The 16,322-nt window shown below is 70.8% G+C and carries 9 protein-coding genes; 2 read left to right on the plus strand and 7 right to left on the minus strand.

Annotated elements, in window-relative coordinates; genetic code table 11:
• Positions 1 to 33: 33 nt before the first annotated feature.
• Positions 34 to 432 (plus strand): VOC family protein, encoded by a 399-nt coding sequence (locus tag DDE18_RS18970; RefSeq protein ID WP_116573850.1) that lies wholly within the window; start codon positions 34 to 36, stop codon positions 430 to 432.
• Here DDE18_RS18970 and DDE18_RS18975 read toward each other — a convergent pair whose 3' ends face one another.
• From DDE18_RS18975 to DDE18_RS18990, 4 genes are read right to left on the minus strand one after another with little or no spacing between them, the layout of a single operon-like run.
• Entirely contained in the window at positions 433 to 3,261 is a 2,829-nt protein-coding gene (locus tag DDE18_RS18975; RefSeq protein WP_116573851.1) for an FAD-binding and (Fe-S)-binding domain-containing protein, read from the minus strand. It lies immediately after the preceding gene.
• On the minus strand, positions 3,258 to 4,586 hold the full coding sequence (locus DDE18_RS18980) for a hydroxyacid-oxoacid transhydrogenase (protein ID WP_116573921.1): 1,329 nt from the start codon (positions 4,584 to 4,586) through the stop codon (positions 3,258 to 3,260). Before DDE18_RS18980 ends, DDE18_RS18975 begins: the two co-directional genes overlap by 4 nt.
• Positions 4,579 to 5,511: an NUDIX domain-containing protein gene (locus DDE18_RS18985; protein ID WP_116573852.1), complete on the minus strand. Its 933-nt coding sequence runs from the start codon at positions 5,509 to 5,511 to the stop codon at positions 4,579 to 4,581. Before DDE18_RS18985 ends, DDE18_RS18980 begins: the two co-directional genes overlap by 8 nt.
• Positions 5,512 to 5,529: 18 nt before the next feature.
• Complete coding sequence (locus tag DDE18_RS18990) at positions 5,530 to 6,105, minus strand: hypothetical protein (RefSeq protein ID WP_116573853.1); 576 nt, start codon at positions 6,103 to 6,105, stop codon at positions 5,530 to 5,532.
• A 64-nt stretch (positions 6,106 to 6,169) separates the two neighbouring features.
• On the opposite strand from DDE18_RS18990, the gene DDE18_RS18995 reads away from it, so the two are divergent.
• Positions 6,170 to 7,246, plus strand: coding sequence for an acyltransferase family protein (locus DDE18_RS18995; protein WP_116573854.1), 1,077 nt, complete (start codon positions 6,170 to 6,172; stop codon positions 7,244 to 7,246).
• Here the strand turns inward: DDE18_RS18995 and DDE18_RS19000 are convergent.
• The 3 genes from DDE18_RS19000 to rpoB form a co-directional block, all read right to left on the minus strand.
• Positions 7,239 to 8,480 (minus strand): geranylgeranyl reductase family protein, encoded by a 1,242-nt coding sequence (locus tag DDE18_RS19000; protein WP_116573855.1) that lies wholly within the window; start codon positions 8,478 to 8,480, stop codon positions 7,239 to 7,241. The genes DDE18_RS18995 and DDE18_RS19000 overlap by 8 nt on opposite strands.
• A gap of 202 nt (positions 8,481 to 8,682) precedes the next feature.
• Positions 8,683 to 12,558, minus strand: a complete 3,876-nt coding sequence (locus tag DDE18_RS19005; protein ID WP_116573856.1) for a DNA-directed RNA polymerase subunit beta' — start codon at positions 12,556 to 12,558, stop codon at positions 8,683 to 8,685.
• 87 nt (positions 12,559 to 12,645) lie between these two features.
• On the minus strand, positions 12,646 to 16,152 hold the full coding sequence (gene rpoB / locus DDE18_RS19010) for a DNA-directed RNA polymerase subunit beta (protein WP_116573922.1): 3,507 nt from the start codon (positions 16,150 to 16,152) through the stop codon (positions 12,646 to 12,648).
• Between the last annotated feature and the right edge of the window lie 170 nt (positions 16,153 to 16,322).

The raw sequence follows: 16,322 nt of genomic DNA on the forward strand, positions 1-16,322 counted from the left end.
GTGGCGTCCGCGGCGTCCGGGCAGGGTGGGCGCATGGGCTGCTTCGTCTCGCACACGACCGTCGACTGCCGCAACGCCTACGAGCTCTCGGAGTGGTGGAAGGCGGTGCTCGACTACGTCGACATCGACGGCGACCCCAACCTGCCGGGTCACGAGGAGTGCCTGATCCGTGACCCGGAGTCAGGGCACCGGATCCTCTTCATCGAGGTCCCCGACGCCAAGACCGTGAAGAACCGCCTGCACCTCGACCTGCGCCCGCGCACCGGTGGCCGTGACGCAGAGGTGGCCAGGCTGCTCGAGCACGGCGCGGCGCAGGTCGCCGACCTGCGCGGGAAGTACGGCCCCGGCACAGGCTGGGTCGTGCTGGCCGACCCGGAGGGAAATGAGTTCTGCGTCCTGCGCTCGGAGGCGGAGCTGGCGGCCGCGGAATAGCTACGGCTTCGACGCCCCGGCCCCCGCCAGCAGCTCGGCGAGGGTGACCGCCCGCACGCCGGCAAGGTCGTCGAGCTGGTGGCGGCAGGAGAGCCCGTCGGCCAGCACGACGGCCCCGGGGTGCGCGCGGACGGCGGGAAGCAGCTGGGTCTCCGCGACCGCGACCGACACCTCGTAGTGGCCCTTCTCCATCCCGAAGTTGCCGGCCAGGCCGCAGCAGCCGCCCACCCGGTGCACGGTGGCACCGAGACGGCGCACCAGCCGATCGTCGGCCTCCCAGCCGAGCACGGAGGCGTGGTGGCAGTGCGGCTGCGCCACGATCTCGACGCCGGTGAGGTCGGGCAAGGCGACGTCGAGACGGGTGAGCAGCTCGGCGAGGGTCAGCACGCCCGCCGCCACGGCCTCGACCCGCGGGTCGTCGACCAGCTCCCGGGCGTCGGAGCGCAGGGTCGCGAGGCAGGAGGGCTCCAGGCCGACGACGGGGACGCCGGAGTCGACGTACGGCGCGAGGCTCGCCACCGCGTCCGCCATCCGGCTGCGGGCCTGGTCGAGCTGGCCGGTGGTCACCCAGGTGAGTCCGCAGCAGGCGTCCTCCGGGATCGGGCGCGCGGTCAGCCCGGACCGGGCGAGCAGGTCGATCAGTGCCCGGCCGCCGGCCGGGGCGAGGTGGTTGGTGAACGTGTCGGCCCAGATCCACACGTCCAGGGGCCGGTCGCCGGCGACGGCGCCCCGCGCCCGCCTCGGAACCAACGGCCGCTCCGCGACCGCCGGCAGCGACCGCCGCGGGTCGACGCCGGCGACGGCCTTCGCGACCGCGGCGGCCGGCCCGGTGCCCATCACCGCGTTGAGCCACCCGCGGCGAGCGGGCGCGAGGCGCAGCCAGGCGGGCAGCCGGCCGAGGGTGTAGTGGGAGCGCGGGCGGCGCCGCCCGGCGTACTGCTGGTGCAACACCTCCGCCTTGTACGTCGCCATGTCGACGCCCGTGGGGCAGTCGCGCGCACACCCCTTGCAGGCCAGGCAGAGGTCGAGCGCCTCGTGCACCGCGGGGTCGTCGAGCCCCGCAACGAGGGTGCCGTCGAGCGCCTCCTGGAGCACCCGCGCCCGGCCACGCGTCGAGTCCTTCTCGTCCCGGGTCGCCATGTGAGACGGGCACATCACGCCGAGAGCGGGCCCGGCGACGCACTTGCCGACGCCGGTGCAGCGGTGGGCGGCACGGGCCAGCGAGCCGCCGTCGTGCACCAGCCGGAGCGCGGTCGAGGTGGTCACCGTGGGGCGCGCGGCGCGGAGGTCGGCGTCGAACGGCGCCGGGTCGACGAGCACGCCCGGATTGAGCACGCCGTCCGGGTCGGCGATCGCCTTGGCCGCCGCGAACAGCCTCAGCGACCGCTCGTCGTACATCCTCGGCAGCAGCGCGGACCGCGCCCGGCCGTCGCCGTGCTCGCCGGAGAGCGAGCCGCCGTAGCGGGCCAGCGCGTCGGCCGAGTCCTCGAGGAAGCGGCGGAACCGCGCCGGCCCGTCGGCCGCTGCCAGCGGGAAGTCGATGCGCACGTGCACGCACCCGTCGCCGAAGTGGCCGTAGGGGACGCCCTGGAGCCCGTGCGCCTCCAGCAGCCGGTCGAAGTCGCGCAGCCAGGCGCCGAGGTGCTGGGGTGGGACGGCGGCGTCCTCCCAGCCGGAGTACGCCGGGGTCTCGAGGCTCCTGGCGGCCAGGCCGGCCCCGTCCTCGCGGATCCGCCACAGGGAGGCCCCCTCGAGCGGGTCGGTGACCTCGCGCCGGTCGAGCTCGCCGACCACCGGAGGCGGGCCGGAGGCGGCCGTCACCTCGACGAAGAGCCAGCCGGCACCCCGGGGCAGCTCGGGCACCGCGCCGCCCTTGCCGCGCACCAGGTCGACGATGCGCGAGTCGAGGCCCTCGCAGGCCACCAGCCCGTCCCCCAGCAGCCCCGGCACGGCGTCCGCCGCCTCCACCATGGACGCGAAGCCCAGCACGAACAGCCGCCGCGGCTCCTCCCGCACCAGCTCGACGGTCGCCTCGAGCACGAGCGCGAGCGTCCCCTCGGACCCGACCAGGAACCGGTCGACGCGCCCGCCCCGCTCCGGCAGCAGGTGCTCGAGCGCGTAGCCGCTGACCTGCCGTGTGAACGTCCCGAAGTGGGTCCGCACATGGGCCAGCTCCCCCGCCACCAGCTCCCGCAGCCGCTCGCCCTCGCCTCCAGCGCTCTCGGTGGTCGAGTAGCGAGTGCCAGCGCCCTCGGTGGTCGAGTAGCGAGCGCCAGCGAGCGTATCGAGACCCCCGCTCCCCCACACCACGTCCAGCCCGGCCACGTTGTCGGCCGTCCGCCCGTAGCCCAGCGCCCGCGAGCCGCACGCGTTGTTGCCGAGCATCCCGCCGATCGTGCAGCGGGTGTGCGTGGACGGGTCCGGCCCATAGCGGAGGCCGTACGCCGCGACGGCGCGCTGCAGGGTCGCGTGCACGACCCCCGGCTGCACGGTGGCGGTGCGCGCCTCCGGGTCGACCGAGACGACCCGGTCGAGCCAGCGGGAGGTGTCGACGACGATGCCGGGGCCCACCGCGTTGCCGGCGATCGAGGTGCCGGCGCCACGCATGGTGAGGCCGACGCCGGCGGCCCGCGCGACGGCCAGCGTCGCCACGATCTCGTCGCGGTGGCGCGGCCGCACCACGACCTGCGGGACGACCCGGTAGAGGGAGGCGTCGGAGGAGTAGAGCGCCCGGTCCAGGGTCGAGTCCGAGGCGTCGGTGACACCTTCACCGCGGAGGGCCGCCAGCAGCTCGGCGGACGGTCCTGTCGCCGGGGGGCTGGACGTCACCAGTGCTCCATCGACGCCCGGAACACCCCGGCCAGGTCCTCGCCGGTGACCTCCACGGGAGCGGTCGCGAGCAGTCGCTGCTGCTTGAGCGCGCCCTCGACCAGGGCGTCGACGTCGGCCTCGCCGTAGCCGATCTCGGCGAGCCCGCTCGGGAGCCCGACCTCCCGCATCAGCCGGCGCAGCACCTCGGGCAGCGCCTCCGCCTCGGTGGTTGAGGTGCGAGCGGAGCGAGCCTCGAAACCCGCACCCAGCAGCTCGGCTGCCCGCAGGTGCCGCTCGGGAGAGGCCTCGAAGGTCAGCGCGAAGGCCGCCGGAGCGGTCATCACCACTGCCATCCCGTGCGGCACCATCGGCTCGTCGGCGGGGTAGCCCTCGGGACGGTAGCCGTCGTCCAGGCGGCCGTGCGAGGCGACCTGGTGCACCAGGCCGGCGATCGGGTAGGCGCAGGCGTGCGGCACGTGCACGCCGGCGTTGCCGAAGCCCAGGCCGGCGAACGTCGCCGCGAGCGCCATCTGCTCCCGCGCTACCCGGTCCGAGCCGTCCCGGACGGCCGCCCGGAACGAGCCGGCGAGCAGGGTGAGTGCCTTCTCGGCCCACACGTCGGCGATCGGGTTGGCGCCGCAGTAGGGGACGCGCTGCTCGGGCTTCTTGGCCTCGAACTCGGCGTACCACCGGGCCGTCCAGCTCTCCAGCGCGTGGCAGAGGATGTCCATCCCGCACGAGGCGGTCACCATCGCGGGCTGGCTGAACGTGAGCTCGGGGTCCACGACGGCGAGGGTGGGCCGCAGCCGCGCATGGCTGATGCCGGTCTTCACCTTGAGTGCCAGCACGTCGAGCACGCAGATGGTGGTCGACTCCGAGCCGGTGCCTGTGGTGGTCGGGACGGCGACCAGCGGCAGCAGCGGGTGCTCGGGGGCACGCCCGGCGCCGACCGGGGCGTTGACGTAGTCCATCAGCTCGCCGTCGTTGGTGAGCAGCAGGTCGACCGCCTTGGCGGTGTCGATCGCCGAGCCGCCGCCGACGGCCACGACCGCGTCGAACGGCTTCGCACCGAACGCGGCGGCGTCGCGGGCGAAGGCGATCGCGTGCGCGATCGACTCGTCGGTCGGCTCCACGTGCACCTGGTCGTACGTCGTCACGTCGAGGCCGCGGGCGGCGAGCTGGTCGGCGATGCGGGCCGGATGCCCGGTCGCAGTGACACCGGGGTCGGTCACGAGCAGCACCCGGCTGGCGCCGTACTGCTGCAGGTCGTAGCCGATCTCGGACGAGGCGCCGCTGCCGAACTTCAGTCCGGGCGCGGCGTAGGTGAAGACGCGTTCACTCATGGATGCCTCCGTCGCCGGTCGCGGCCGCCGGAAGGTGGCCGTCGAGACCCAGTGCATGCCGCACCACGTCGAGCACCTCGAACGCCCCCGACTCGATGTCGGACACCGGCACCCACGCGACCGCGTCGGTGGTGCCGCCGACCTCGACCACGCGCGGCTCGGCCTCGCCGGCGACCGAGGCCGCGAAGATCAGGTGGACGCCGTGGTAGTCCTCGACCCGGCCGCTGGGCGCGGTCCCGGAGAAGTGGGTGTCGTGGACGTCGAGGAGGTCACCGACCTCGCAGGCCACCCCGCACTCCTCCTCGACCTCCCGCGCGAGCGCCACGGTCGGCCGCTCACCGTGGTCGATGCCGCCGCCGGGCAGGGTCCACAGCCCCGGGAACGCGGCCTTCTCCGAGAGGCGGGTCAGGAGCACGTCGCCGCCGCGCCGCACCACCGCGTACGCCGCCACGCGCTGCATCCGGAACGGCTTGTGGTCGGCCAGCGCCTCGCGGACGAGCGGCACCACGGGCACCCGGCCCGACTCGACGTCGGCCAGCGCGTGCCAGGCGGCGTCGACCGTGGATCCGTCCACCTCGACGACCCGGGGCGCGGGCGCGTCGGCCGGCACCCACCCGTCGTACACGATCCGCAGCGCGTGCCAGTCGGCGGTGCGGCCGCCGCGACGGGCGCGGCGCAGGTGGGCGGAGTAGACGCGCGCAGTCGCGCTGACCTCGGCGATCAGGCCGGTCTCCTCCTCGATCTCCCGGAGCACGGCATCGCGGGGGTCCTCGCCGTGGTCGAGCCCGCCGCCGGGCAGGGTCCACTGCTCCGTAGGGGAGATCCGCGGGGCGAGTCGGCTCAGCAGGATCTCCTGACGATCTCCGAGGACGCGGATGATCACGGCGTACGCCGCGATCCGCTGCCGCTTCGGGAGGGTTGCCATGTCGTCGGGCCGTCGCGGTCAGCCGCGCCGGATCCTCGCGGACCAGGCCGCCTGCTCGGACCCGCCGGTGCCGGCGGGGTCGATGAACCAGCCCCGGTCCGTGAGCGCCGAGGCCCAGGCCTTGTGGCGCAGCCAGGTGGGCCGGCCCAGGCACCGGGCGGGGACGGTGACGGTGATCCGGTCGAGGTCGCGGTCGATGACGTGGGTCAGGCCGACGCAGCCGGTCTCCGAGCCCGTCTCGTCCAGGACCTTGGCGTCGCCGTCCTCTGCCTCCGGGCTGCTCCACACCTGGACCGACCGCTCCAGGCGCCGGTCGCTCTTCACGTCGATCCAGAAGGTGACGGTGTCGTCATTGAGGGTGAGCTCGGCGAACGACGCCTTGACCACGACTCGTCGGGCTCCGTGCTTGATCCACACCCCGGTGACGTCGACGTTGACCACGTGGTCGGTCGGCCTGGACTCGGCAGCGTTGGCGTCGATGATCTTCCAGACGTCGCCGGCCGGATCCGTGGTGTCCAGGCGGGCCGCCGACGCGGGGATCGCGGTGGTGGCGAGCAGGAGCGCGGCGGCCGAGGTGATGGAGAGCGATCTCACGCGGTCAGTAAACCAGCACGAGACGCCCGTCCAGCGGGACCGAGGTTGTCGGTAGCGTGACCGGGTGGCACCTCTGCAGCGCGACCCCTGGCTCGACAACACCAAGCTCCTGCTCGTGACCCTCGTGGTCGTCGGGCACACCTGGGGACTCGTCGCCGACACCGTCGGCACCAACTGGGCCTACGACTTCCTCTACTTCTGGCACATCCCGGCGTTCGTGCTGATCAGCGGCTACCTCTCGAAGTCGATGGAGTGGACCCGCGCCCACGTGAGAGGCCTCATCTACACCCTGGTGGTGCCCTACCTGATCTTCGAGCCCGCGCTCTACTACTACCGCGTCGCCCTGGGACAGCAGGAGCACGGCCTGTTGTGGATCCACCCGCACTGGTCGATGTGGTACCTGCCGGTCCTGTTCTTCTGGCGCCTCGGCACGCCACTCTTCAAGCGGCACTGGCTCTGGCTCCCGGCGGCGCTGGTGATCAGCCTGCTCGGTGGCCTGTGGTCGGGGCAGGTCTTCTACTTCGCGCGGGTGATGGGCCTGCTCCCCTTCTTCGTGCTCGGCCTGCACCTCAAGCCGCGCCACCTCGCCCGCCTCGACGACAAGTGGGTCAAGCTCGCGGCCGTCGGCGCGCTGGTCGGCATCGCCGTGGTCGCCCGCGGCACCGACGAGTGGGCCCGCACGGCGTTCCTCTGGTACGACGCGGGCTACGAGGACCTGCACCTGTCCCCGGAGACGGCCGCCCAGACCCGGCTGTCGGTGATGACGGTCGGCATGATCGGGTCGTTCGCCGTGCTGGCGCTGGTGCCGCGGCGCTCCCTCGGCTGGCTGACCTCGATGGGGGCGGCCACGATGGTCGTCTACCTCTTCCACGGCTTCGTGGTGAAGGGCGTGCAGGCGACCGGCTTCCCCGCCTGGACCGAGGACCACGTCGCCCTCGGCTTCCTGCTCGCCACCGTCGGCGCCGTGGCGGTCGCCCTGGTTCTCGCCAGCCCGCCCGTGCGCCGGGTGCTCGTCTGGGCCGTCGACCCCGTCCGGTCGTGGCAGCGCCATCACGCCCTCCGGCGCCCGCTCCCGGTGACCTCGGAGGTCGAGGAGGAACGCAGTCCCGTCACGAAACGACGGCCGCCGGCCGCTAGCTGAACGGAGGCCGTGCGTCCCGCACGATCGAGCGCCGTCCGGCCCACCGCCACACCCGCGCCGCACGGTCCCGGTCGGCATCGTCGACGAGGTTGCCCATCCACCGCAGCGCCAGGGTCATCAGCCAGTCCGAGCGCATGCCGGGCGGGCCGAGGGCCGCGACGACCTTCGGGACCGTCGCGATCCCGGCGAGCCGGCGCGCGATGGAGAAGGCCTCGCCGTAGTGCTCCCGCAGGAGCTCCGGCCACACGACCCCGAGCTCCGAGCCCAGGGCGAGCTCCTCGGCGACGAGCCGCCCGGTCTCGAGGCCGTAGTCGATGCCCTCTCCGTTGAGCGGGTTCACGCACGCGGCCGCGTCACCGACCAGCGCCCAGTTGGCGCCGGCCACGCCGCTCACCGCACCGCCCATCGGCAGCAGTGCCGAGGCCGGCATCCGCAGGCCGCCGGAGAGCTCGAAGTCCTCCCTGCGCTGCTCGGCGTAGAACCTCATCAGGGGCTTCACCGCGATCTCGGCCGGCCGCTTCGCCGTGGCGAGCGCCCCGACGCCGAGGTTCACCTCACCGGTGCCCAGCGGGAAGATCCAGCCGTAGCCCGACAGCAGCGTGCCGGCCTCGTCCCGCAGCTCCAGGTGGGAGCTGATCCAGGGGTCGTCGGACATGGCGGAGGCGACGTACGACCTCCCGGCGACGCCGTAGACCGTGTCGCGGTGCCACTCGCGGCCGAGCACCTTGCCCAGGGGCGAGCGGACGCCGTCGGCGACCACGAGCCGCTGGCAGGCGATCTCGAAGAGGTCCTCTCCTGCCCTGAACACCACCGCCGCCACCTGGTCCCCGGACATGCGTACGTCGATCGCCCGGGCGCCGTCGATCGCCTGCGCGCCGGCCTTGATCGCCGTGGTGCGGAGGTGGTCGTCGAGCTCCGTGCGGGCCACCGCCGATCCCCAGGCCGGCAGCGAGCCACCGGGCCACGGCAGGTGCAGCGTCTGGCCGAAGCCGTGGGCCCGCAGCCCCCGGTTGACGGTGTGCGCACGCAGCCAGTCCTCCAGCCCGAGGCGCTGCAGCTCGCCGATCGCGCGCGGGGTGAGGCCGTCGCCGCACGTCTTGTCGCGCGGGAAGACCGCCATGTCGACGAGCACCGTGTCGAGTCCGTGCCGGGCGCTCCAGGCGGCGGCCGCCGAGCCCGCGGGGCCGGCGCCGACGACGAGCACGTCGGTGGAGGTCGGGCGGGGATCGGTCACCGGGGAATCCTCTCACCCGCCGAGTCGGCTCATCTGCACACCCCGACCCTGCCGAGTCGGCTCATCTGCACACCCGCGGACCGCCCAGTCGGCGCGCTGCGTCGCTGACTCGGTCTCGATACGCCGAAGGCCCCCCGAGCACGCTCGGGGGGCCTTCGTCTACTCGACCTGGTTCCTGCCACCAGGCCTTCGCGGTGCGCGCTCAGCCCTGGTAGGAACCAAAGTCGAAGTCGTCCAGCGCGACGGCCTGGCTGCCGTTGCCGAAGTCGTAGTCGTAGGAGTCGTAACCGGTGACGGAGTACGCCGCGGCGCGGGCCTCCTCGGTCGGCTCCACCCGGATGTTGCGGTAACGCTCCAGGCCGGTGCCGGCGGGGATCAGCTTGCCGATGATCACGTTCTCCTTCAGGCCACGGAGGCTGTCGGAGCGGCCGTTGATCGCGGCGTCGGTCAGCACCCGGGTGGTCTCCTGGAAGGAGGCCGCCGAGAGCCACGACTCGGTCGCGAGCGAGGCCTTGGTGATGCCCATCAGGACCGGACGACCCGAGGCCGGCTTGCCACCCTCGGAGACGACCCGGCGGTTCTCCTCCTCGAAGCGGACACGGTCGACCAGGTCGGACGGCAGCAGGTGGGTGTCACCCGACTCGATCACCGTGACCCGGCGCAGCATCTGCCGCACGATGATCTCGATGTGCTTGTCGTGGATCGACACACCCTGCGACCGGTAGACGTTCTGGACCTCGTCGACCAGGTGCTCCTGGGCCTTGCGGACACCGAGGATGCGCAGCACCTCCTGCGGGTCGGGCGTGCCGGAGGTGAGGTGGTGGCCCACCTCGATGTGCTGGCCGTCCTCGACGTTGAGGCGCGAGCGCTTCGAGACGGCGTACTCCTGGACCTCGGAGCCGTCGTCCGGCGTGATCAGGACCTTGCGGGACTTGTCGGTCTCCTCGATCTCGACCCGCCCAGCGACCTCGGAGATCGGCGTGACGCCCTTGGGGGTACGGGCCTCGAAGAGCTCGACCACGCGGGGCAGACCCTGCGTGATGTCGTCGGCCGAGGCCACACCACCGGTGTGGAAGGTACGCATGGTCAGCTGCGTGCCGGGCTCACCGATCGACTGGGCGGCGATGATGCCGACCGCCTCGCCGATGTCGACGAGCTTGCCGGTCGCCAGCGAGCGGCCGTAGCACTTCGCGCAGGTGCCGGTGCGGGCGTCACAGGTCAGCACGGAGCGGACCTTGACCTCCTCGATGCCGGCCGCGATGAGCTCGCCGATCTTGACGTCGCCCAGGTCCTCGCCGGCAGCGGCGAGCACCTCGCCCGTCTCCGGGTGGGTGATCTGCACGGCAGCCGAGCGCGCGTACGCCGAGGTCTCGACGTTCTCGTGCTTGACGACCACGCCGTCCTCGCGACGCTCGCCGATCTTCTTCGGCAGGCCACGCTCGGTGCCGCAGTCGTCCTCACGGATGATGACGTCCTGCGACACGTCGACGAGACGACGGGTCAGGTAGCCGGAGTCCGCGGTGCGGAGCGCGGTGTCGGCGAGTCCCTTGCGCGCACCGTGGGTGGAGATGAAGTACTCCAGCACCGAGAGGCCCTCACGGAAGTTGGCCTTGATCGGGCGCGGGATGATCTCGCCCTTCGGGTTGGCCACCAGGCCACGCATGGCCGCGACCTGCCGGATCTGGTTCATGTTTCCGGACGCGCCCGAGTCGACCATCATGTAGATCGGGTTGGTCTTGTCGAAGTTGGTCTCCATCGCCTTGCCGACCTCGGCAGCGGCCTGGGTCCAGATCTCGATGAGCTCCTGGCGGCGCTCGTCGTCGGTCACGAGACCGCGCTCGAACTGCTTCTGGACCTTGTTGGCCTGCTCCTCGTAGCCGGCGAGGATGCCGGCCTTGGCCTCCGGGGTGGTGACGTCGTCGATCGAGACGGTCACGCCCGAGCGGGTGGCCCAGTGGAAGCCGGCGTCCTTGAGGGCGTCCAGCGACGCGGCCACGACGACCTTGTCGTAGCGCTCGGCGAGGTCGTTGACGATCGCGCCGAGGGCCTTCTTGTTCACCTCGTAGTTCACGAAGGCGTAGTCGGCCGGCAGGGTCTCGTTGAAGAGCACCCGGCCCAGGGTCGTCTCGAGGGTGTAGGGCTGGCCCAGCTCCCAGTCACCGGAGCGCCCGTCCTCGAGCGGCGGCGGGAAGTCGTCGAGGCGGATCCGCACCTTGCTCTGGAGGGTGATCTCGGAGTGGTCGAAGGCCATGATGGCCTCGGCCGGCGACGAGAAGACGCGACCCTCGCCGGGCTCGCCCTCGCGGTCGGTGGTCAGCCAGAACAGGCCGATGATCATGTCCTGCGAAGGCATGGTGACCGGGCGGCCATCGGACGGCTTGAGGATGTTGTTGGTCGAGAGCATCAGGATCCGTGCCTCGGCCTGGGCCTCGGCGGACAGCGGCAGGTGCACCGCCATCTGGTCACCGTCGAAGTCGGCGTTGAACGCGCCGCAGACGAGCGGGTGGATCTGGATGGCCTTGCCCTCGATCAGCTGGGGCTCGAAGGCCTGGATGCCGAGGCGGTGCAGCGTGGGCGCACGGTTGAGCAGCACCGGGTGCTCGGTGATGACCTCTTCCAGGACGTCCCACACGACCGGGCGGGCACGCTCGACCATGCGCTTGGCCGACTTGATGTTCTGCGCGTGCGACAGGTCGACGAGGCGCTTCATCACGAAGGGCTTGAAGAGCTCCAGCGCCATCTGCTTGGGCAGACCGCACTGGTGCAGCTTGAGCTGCGGGCCCGAGACGATGACCGAGCGGCCGGAGTAGTCGACGCGCTTGCCGAGGAGGTTCTGGCGGAAGCGACCCTGCTTGCCCTTGAGCATGTCGGAGAGCGACTTGAGCGGGCGGTTGCCCGGGCCGGTGACGGGACGGCCGCGACGACCGTTGTCGAAGAGGCTGTCGACAGCCTCCTGCAGCATCCGCTTCTCGTTGTTGACGATGATCTCGGGGGCGCCGAGGTCGAGCAGTCGCTTGAGGCGGTTGTTGCGGTTGATGACCCGGCGGTAGAGGTCGTTGAGGTCGGAGGTCGCGAAGCGGCCACCGTCGAGCTGCACCATCGGGCGCAGGTCCGGCGGGATGACCGGGACGGCGTCGAGGACCATGCCGATCGGCTGGTTGCCGGTCTTGCGGAAGGCGTCGACGACCTTGAGGCGCTTGAGCGCGCGGACCTTGCGCTGGCCCTTGCCGGTCGCGATGGTCTCGCGCAGGCTCTCGACCTCGGCCTCGATGTCGAAGTCCTGGAGGCGCTTCTGGATCGCCGTGGCGCCCATGTGGCCCTCGAAGTACTTGCCGAACCAGTTCTTCATCTCGCGGTAGAGGAGCTCGTCACCGAGCAGGTCCTGCACCTTGAGGCTCTTGAACGTGCTCCAGACCTCCTCGAGGCGGTCGATCTCGCGCTGCGCACGATCACGCAGCTGCTTCATCTCCCGCTCGGCGCCGTCCTTGACCTTGCGGCGCTGGTCGGCCTTGGCACCCTCGGCCTCGAGGGCCGCCAGGTCCTCCTCTAGCTTCTTGGCGCGGTCCTCGATGGAGGTGTCGCGGCGCTTCTCGAGGCGCTCGCGCTCGAGGCCGACCTTGCCCTCCAGGGTCGACATGTCGCGGTGGCGCGCGTCCTCGTCGACCGAGGTGATCATGTAGGCCGCGAAGTAGATGACCTTCTCGAGGTCCTTCGGAGCCAGGTCGAGCAGGTAGCCCAGGCGCGACGGGACGCCCTTGAAGTACCAGATGTGGGTGACGGGCGCGGCGAGCTCGATGTGACCCATCCGCTCACGGCGCACCTTGGAGCGGGTGACCTCGACGCCGCAGCGCTCGCAGATGATGCCCTTGAAGCGCACGCGCTTGTACTTGCCGCAGTAGCACTCCCAGTCCCGGGTGGGACCGAAGATCTTCTCGCAGAAGAGGCCGTCACGCTCGGGCTTGAGGGTGCGGTAGTTGATGGTCTCCGGCTTCTTGACCTCGCCGTGGCTCCACGTACGGATGTCGTCCGCGGTGGCCAGGCCGATCTGAAGCTGGTCGAAGAAGTTCACGTCGAGCACGGTGGCTGCAATCCTTCGTTAGTTCTGTGAAAGCAAGAGGGGGACCGAGGCGGTACGGCGGCCCGGCGGGGCCGCCGTACCGGCGACTCAGACTTCTTCGACCGAGCTGGGCTCGCGGCGGGACAGGTCGATGCCGAGCTCCTCGGCCGCCCGGAAGACGTCTTCCTCGGCGTCCTTCATCTCGATGGTGGAGCCGTCCTGCGACAGCACCTCCACGTTGAGGCAGAGCGACTGCATCTCCTTGACGAGCACCTTGAACGACTCCGGGATGCCCGAGTCGGGGATGTTCTCGCCCTTGACGATCGCCTCGTAGACCTTGACGCGACCGGGCACGTCGTCGGACTTGATCGTGAGCAGCTCCTGCAGGGCGTATGCGGCGCCGTACGCCTCCATCGCCCAGACCTCCATCTCGCCGAACCGCTGGCCACCGAACTGGGCCTTACCGCCCAGGGGCTGCTGCGTGATCATCGAGTAGGGGCCGGTGCTGCGCGCGTGGATCTTGTCGTCCACGAGGTGGTGCAGCTTGAGGATGTACATGTAGCCGACCGCGACGGGCTCGGGGAACGGGTCGCCGGAGCGACCGTCGAAGAGGCTCGCCTTGCCGTCCGGGCCGACCATGCGCTCGCCGTCCCGGTTGGGCAGGGTCACGCCGAGCAGGCCGGTGATCTCGTCCTCGCGCGCACCGTCGAAGACCGGGGTGGCCACGTTGGTGCCGGGCTCGGCCTTGTCGGCGCCGATCGAGAGGAGACGCTGCTTCCAGGCCTGCTCGCTCGTGTCGCCGGACAGGTTGAGGTCCCAGCCCTGCTTGGCCAGCCAGCCCAGGTGGAGCTCGAGGATCTGGCCGATGTTCATCCGTCGCGGCACACCCAGCGGGTTGAGCACGACGTCGACGGGCGTGCCGTCCTCCATGAACGGCATGTCCTCGACCGGCAGGATCTTGGCGATGACGCCCTTGTTGCCGTGGCGGCCGGCGAGCTTGTCACCGACCGAGATCTTGCGCTTCTGGGCGACGTAGACGCGGACCAGCTGGTTGACGCCGGGCGGCAGCTCGTCGCCATCCTCGCGGTCGAAGACCCGGACGCCGATGACGGTGCCGGACTCGCCGTGCGGGACCTTCATCGAGGTGTCGCGCACCTCGCGCGCCTTCTCGCCGAAGATCGCGCGGAGCAGGCGCTCCTCGGGGGTCAGCTCGGTCTCGCCCTTGGGGGTCACCTTGCCGACGAGGATGTCACCGGTGGTGACCTCCGCGCCGATGCGGATGATGCCGCGCTCGTCGAGGTCGGCCAGGCCCTCCTCGGAGACGTTCGGGATGTCCCGGGTGATCTCCTCCGGACCCAGCTTGGTGTCGCGGGCGTCGACCTCGTGCTCCTCGATGTGGATCGAGGTGAGGACGTCCTCCTGCACCAGGCGCTGGCTGAGGATGATCGCGTCCTCGTAGTTGTGGCCCTGCCATGGCATGAAGGCCACGAGCAGGTTGGTGCCCAGCGCCATCTCGGCGTTGTCGGTGCACGGGCCGTCGGCGATCGGCGAGCCGACCTCGACACGGTCGCCCTCGGAGACCAGGGGTCGCTGGTTGATGCAGGTGCCCTGGTTGGACCGGCGGAACTTCGCCATCTTGTAGGTCTGGTAGGTGCCGTCGTCGTTCATCGTCTCGACGAAGTCGGCGGACACCTCCTTGACCACACCGGCCTTCTCGGCCACGACCACGTCACCGGCGTCGACGGCGGCGCGGTATTCCATGCCGGTGCCGACGAGCGGGGCGTCGCTGGTGATCAGCGGCACTGCCTGGCGCTGCATGTTGGCACCCATGAGGGCGCGGTTGGCGTCGTCGTGCTCGAGGAAGGGGATGAGGGCCGTCGCGACCGACACCATCTGGCGCGGGGAGACGTCCATGTAGTCGACCTCGGCGGCCAGGATGGCGTCGACCTCGCCGTGCTTCTGGCGGACCAGGACGCGCTCCTCGACGAAGCGGTTCTTCTCGTCGAGCGGCGCGTTGGCCTGGGCGATGACGTAGCGGTCCTCGTCGTCGGCGGTGAGGTAGTGGATCTCGTCCGTGACGACGCCGTTCTCCACCTTGCGGTAGGGGGTCTCGACGAAGCCGAACGGGTTGATCCGGCCGTAGGACGCGAGCGAGCCGATCAGGCCGATGTTCGGGCCTTCCGGGGTCTCGATCGGGCACATGCGGCCGTAGTGCGACGGGTGGACGTCGCGGACCTCCATGCCGGCGCGGTCACGGGACAGACCGCCGGGGCCGAGCGCCGAGAGGCGACGCTTGTGCGTCAGGCCGGCGATCGGGTTGGTCTGGTCCATGAACTGCGAGAGCTGCGAGGTGCCGAAGAACTCCTTCAGCGCCGCCACGACAGGCCGGATGTTGATCAGCGACTGCGGCGTGATGGCCTCGACGTCCTGGGTCGTCATCCGCTCGCGGACCACGCGCTCCATGCGGGCCAGACCGGTGCGGAGCTGGTTCTGGATCAGCTCGCCGACCGTGCGCATGCGCCGGTTGCCGAAGTGGTCGATGTCGTCGGACTGGACCTTGATCGGCTTCTCGTCCGGGCCGAGGACGACGTTGCCCTGCGCGTCGACGAGGTCCGGGGCCTCGGCGGGCGCGCCCGCGGCGTGCAGCTGCACGATGTAGCGGATCGCGGCCACGATGTCGTCGACGGTCAGCGTCTGCTGGTCGAACGCCTCGTGCAGGCCGAGCTTCTTGTTGATCTTGTAGCGACCGACCTTGGCCAGGTCGTAGCGCTTGGGGTTGAAGTAGTAGTTGTTCAGCAGCGTCTGCGCGGCCTCACGCGTCGGGGGCTCGCCCGGGCGCAGCTTGCGGTAGATGTCGAGCAGCGCGTCGTCCTGGGTCTGGGGGGTGTCCTTGTCCAGGGTCAGCATCATCGACTCGTACTGGCCGAACTCCTCGCGGATCTGCTCCGCGGTCCAGCCGAGGGCCTTGAGCAGCACCGTGACGTTCTGCTTGCGCTTGCGGTCGAGGCGTACGCCGACCATGTCGCGCTTGTCGATCTCGAACTCCAGCCACGCGCCACGGCTCGGGATGAGCTTGGCGGTGTAGATGTCCTTGTCGGACGTCTTGTCGGCGGTGCGCTCGAAGTAGACGCCCGGCGAGCGGACCAGCTGCGACACCACGACACGCTCGGTGCCGTTGATGATGAAGGTGCCCTTGCGGGTCATCATCGGGAAGTCACCCATGAAGACCGTCTGGCCCTTGATCTCGCCGGTCTCGTGGTTCATGAACTCGGCGGAGACGTAGAGGGGGCGGGAGTAGGTGAAGTCCTTCTCCTTGCACTCCTCCTCGGTGTACTTGGGGTCGACGAACACGGGGTTGTCGAACGAGAGCATCATGGTCTCGGAGAAGTCCTCGATGGGGGAGATCTCCTCGAAGATCTCCTGGAGGCCAGACTTCTCGGAGACGTCCTCACCCGCGGCCCTTCGGGCCGCGACCATCTCCTCCCACTTCTCGCCGCCGACGAGCCACTCGAAGCTGTCGGTCTGGAGGGAGAGGAGCGCGGGAACCTCGAGAGGTTCGGTGATCTTTGCGAAAGAGGTGCGAGCGGGGTTTCCAGCAGAGCTGCGCGCGGCCAAGAGGTGTCCTTCGAATGATCGAGCGATCGACGGCGCCGTACCGACCACCACGTTCGCCCGTCCGGGCAGGGCGAAGGGCATCTGAAGGCAGGCGCAAAGGGGAAGGGTAGCGCACCTGCGCACGCACATCAAACGCGGGGGCAGGAATCTGGACCGACTCGCTCACGCGT

The organism is Nocardioides gansuensis (assembly GCF_003076135.1).
GTDB classification, from domain to species: domain Bacteria; phylum Actinomycetota; class Actinomycetes; order Propionibacteriales; family Nocardioidaceae; genus Nocardioides; species Nocardioides gansuensis.

What these genes read in the sequence shown, in the direction of transcription:
- DDE18_RS18980 (WP_116573921.1), bottom strand. Translation starts at nt 4,586, where the DNA reads ATGAGTGAACGCGTCTTCACCTACGCCGCGCCCGGACTGAAGTTCGGC.
- DDE18_RS18970 (WP_116573850.1), top strand. Translation starts at nt 34, where the DNA reads ATGGGCTGCTTCGTCTCGCACACGACCGTCGACTGCCGCAACGCCTAC.
- DDE18_RS18985 (WP_116573852.1), bottom strand. Translation starts at nt 5,511, where the DNA reads ATGGCAACCCTCCCGAAGCGGCAGCGGATCGCGGCGTACGCCGTGATC.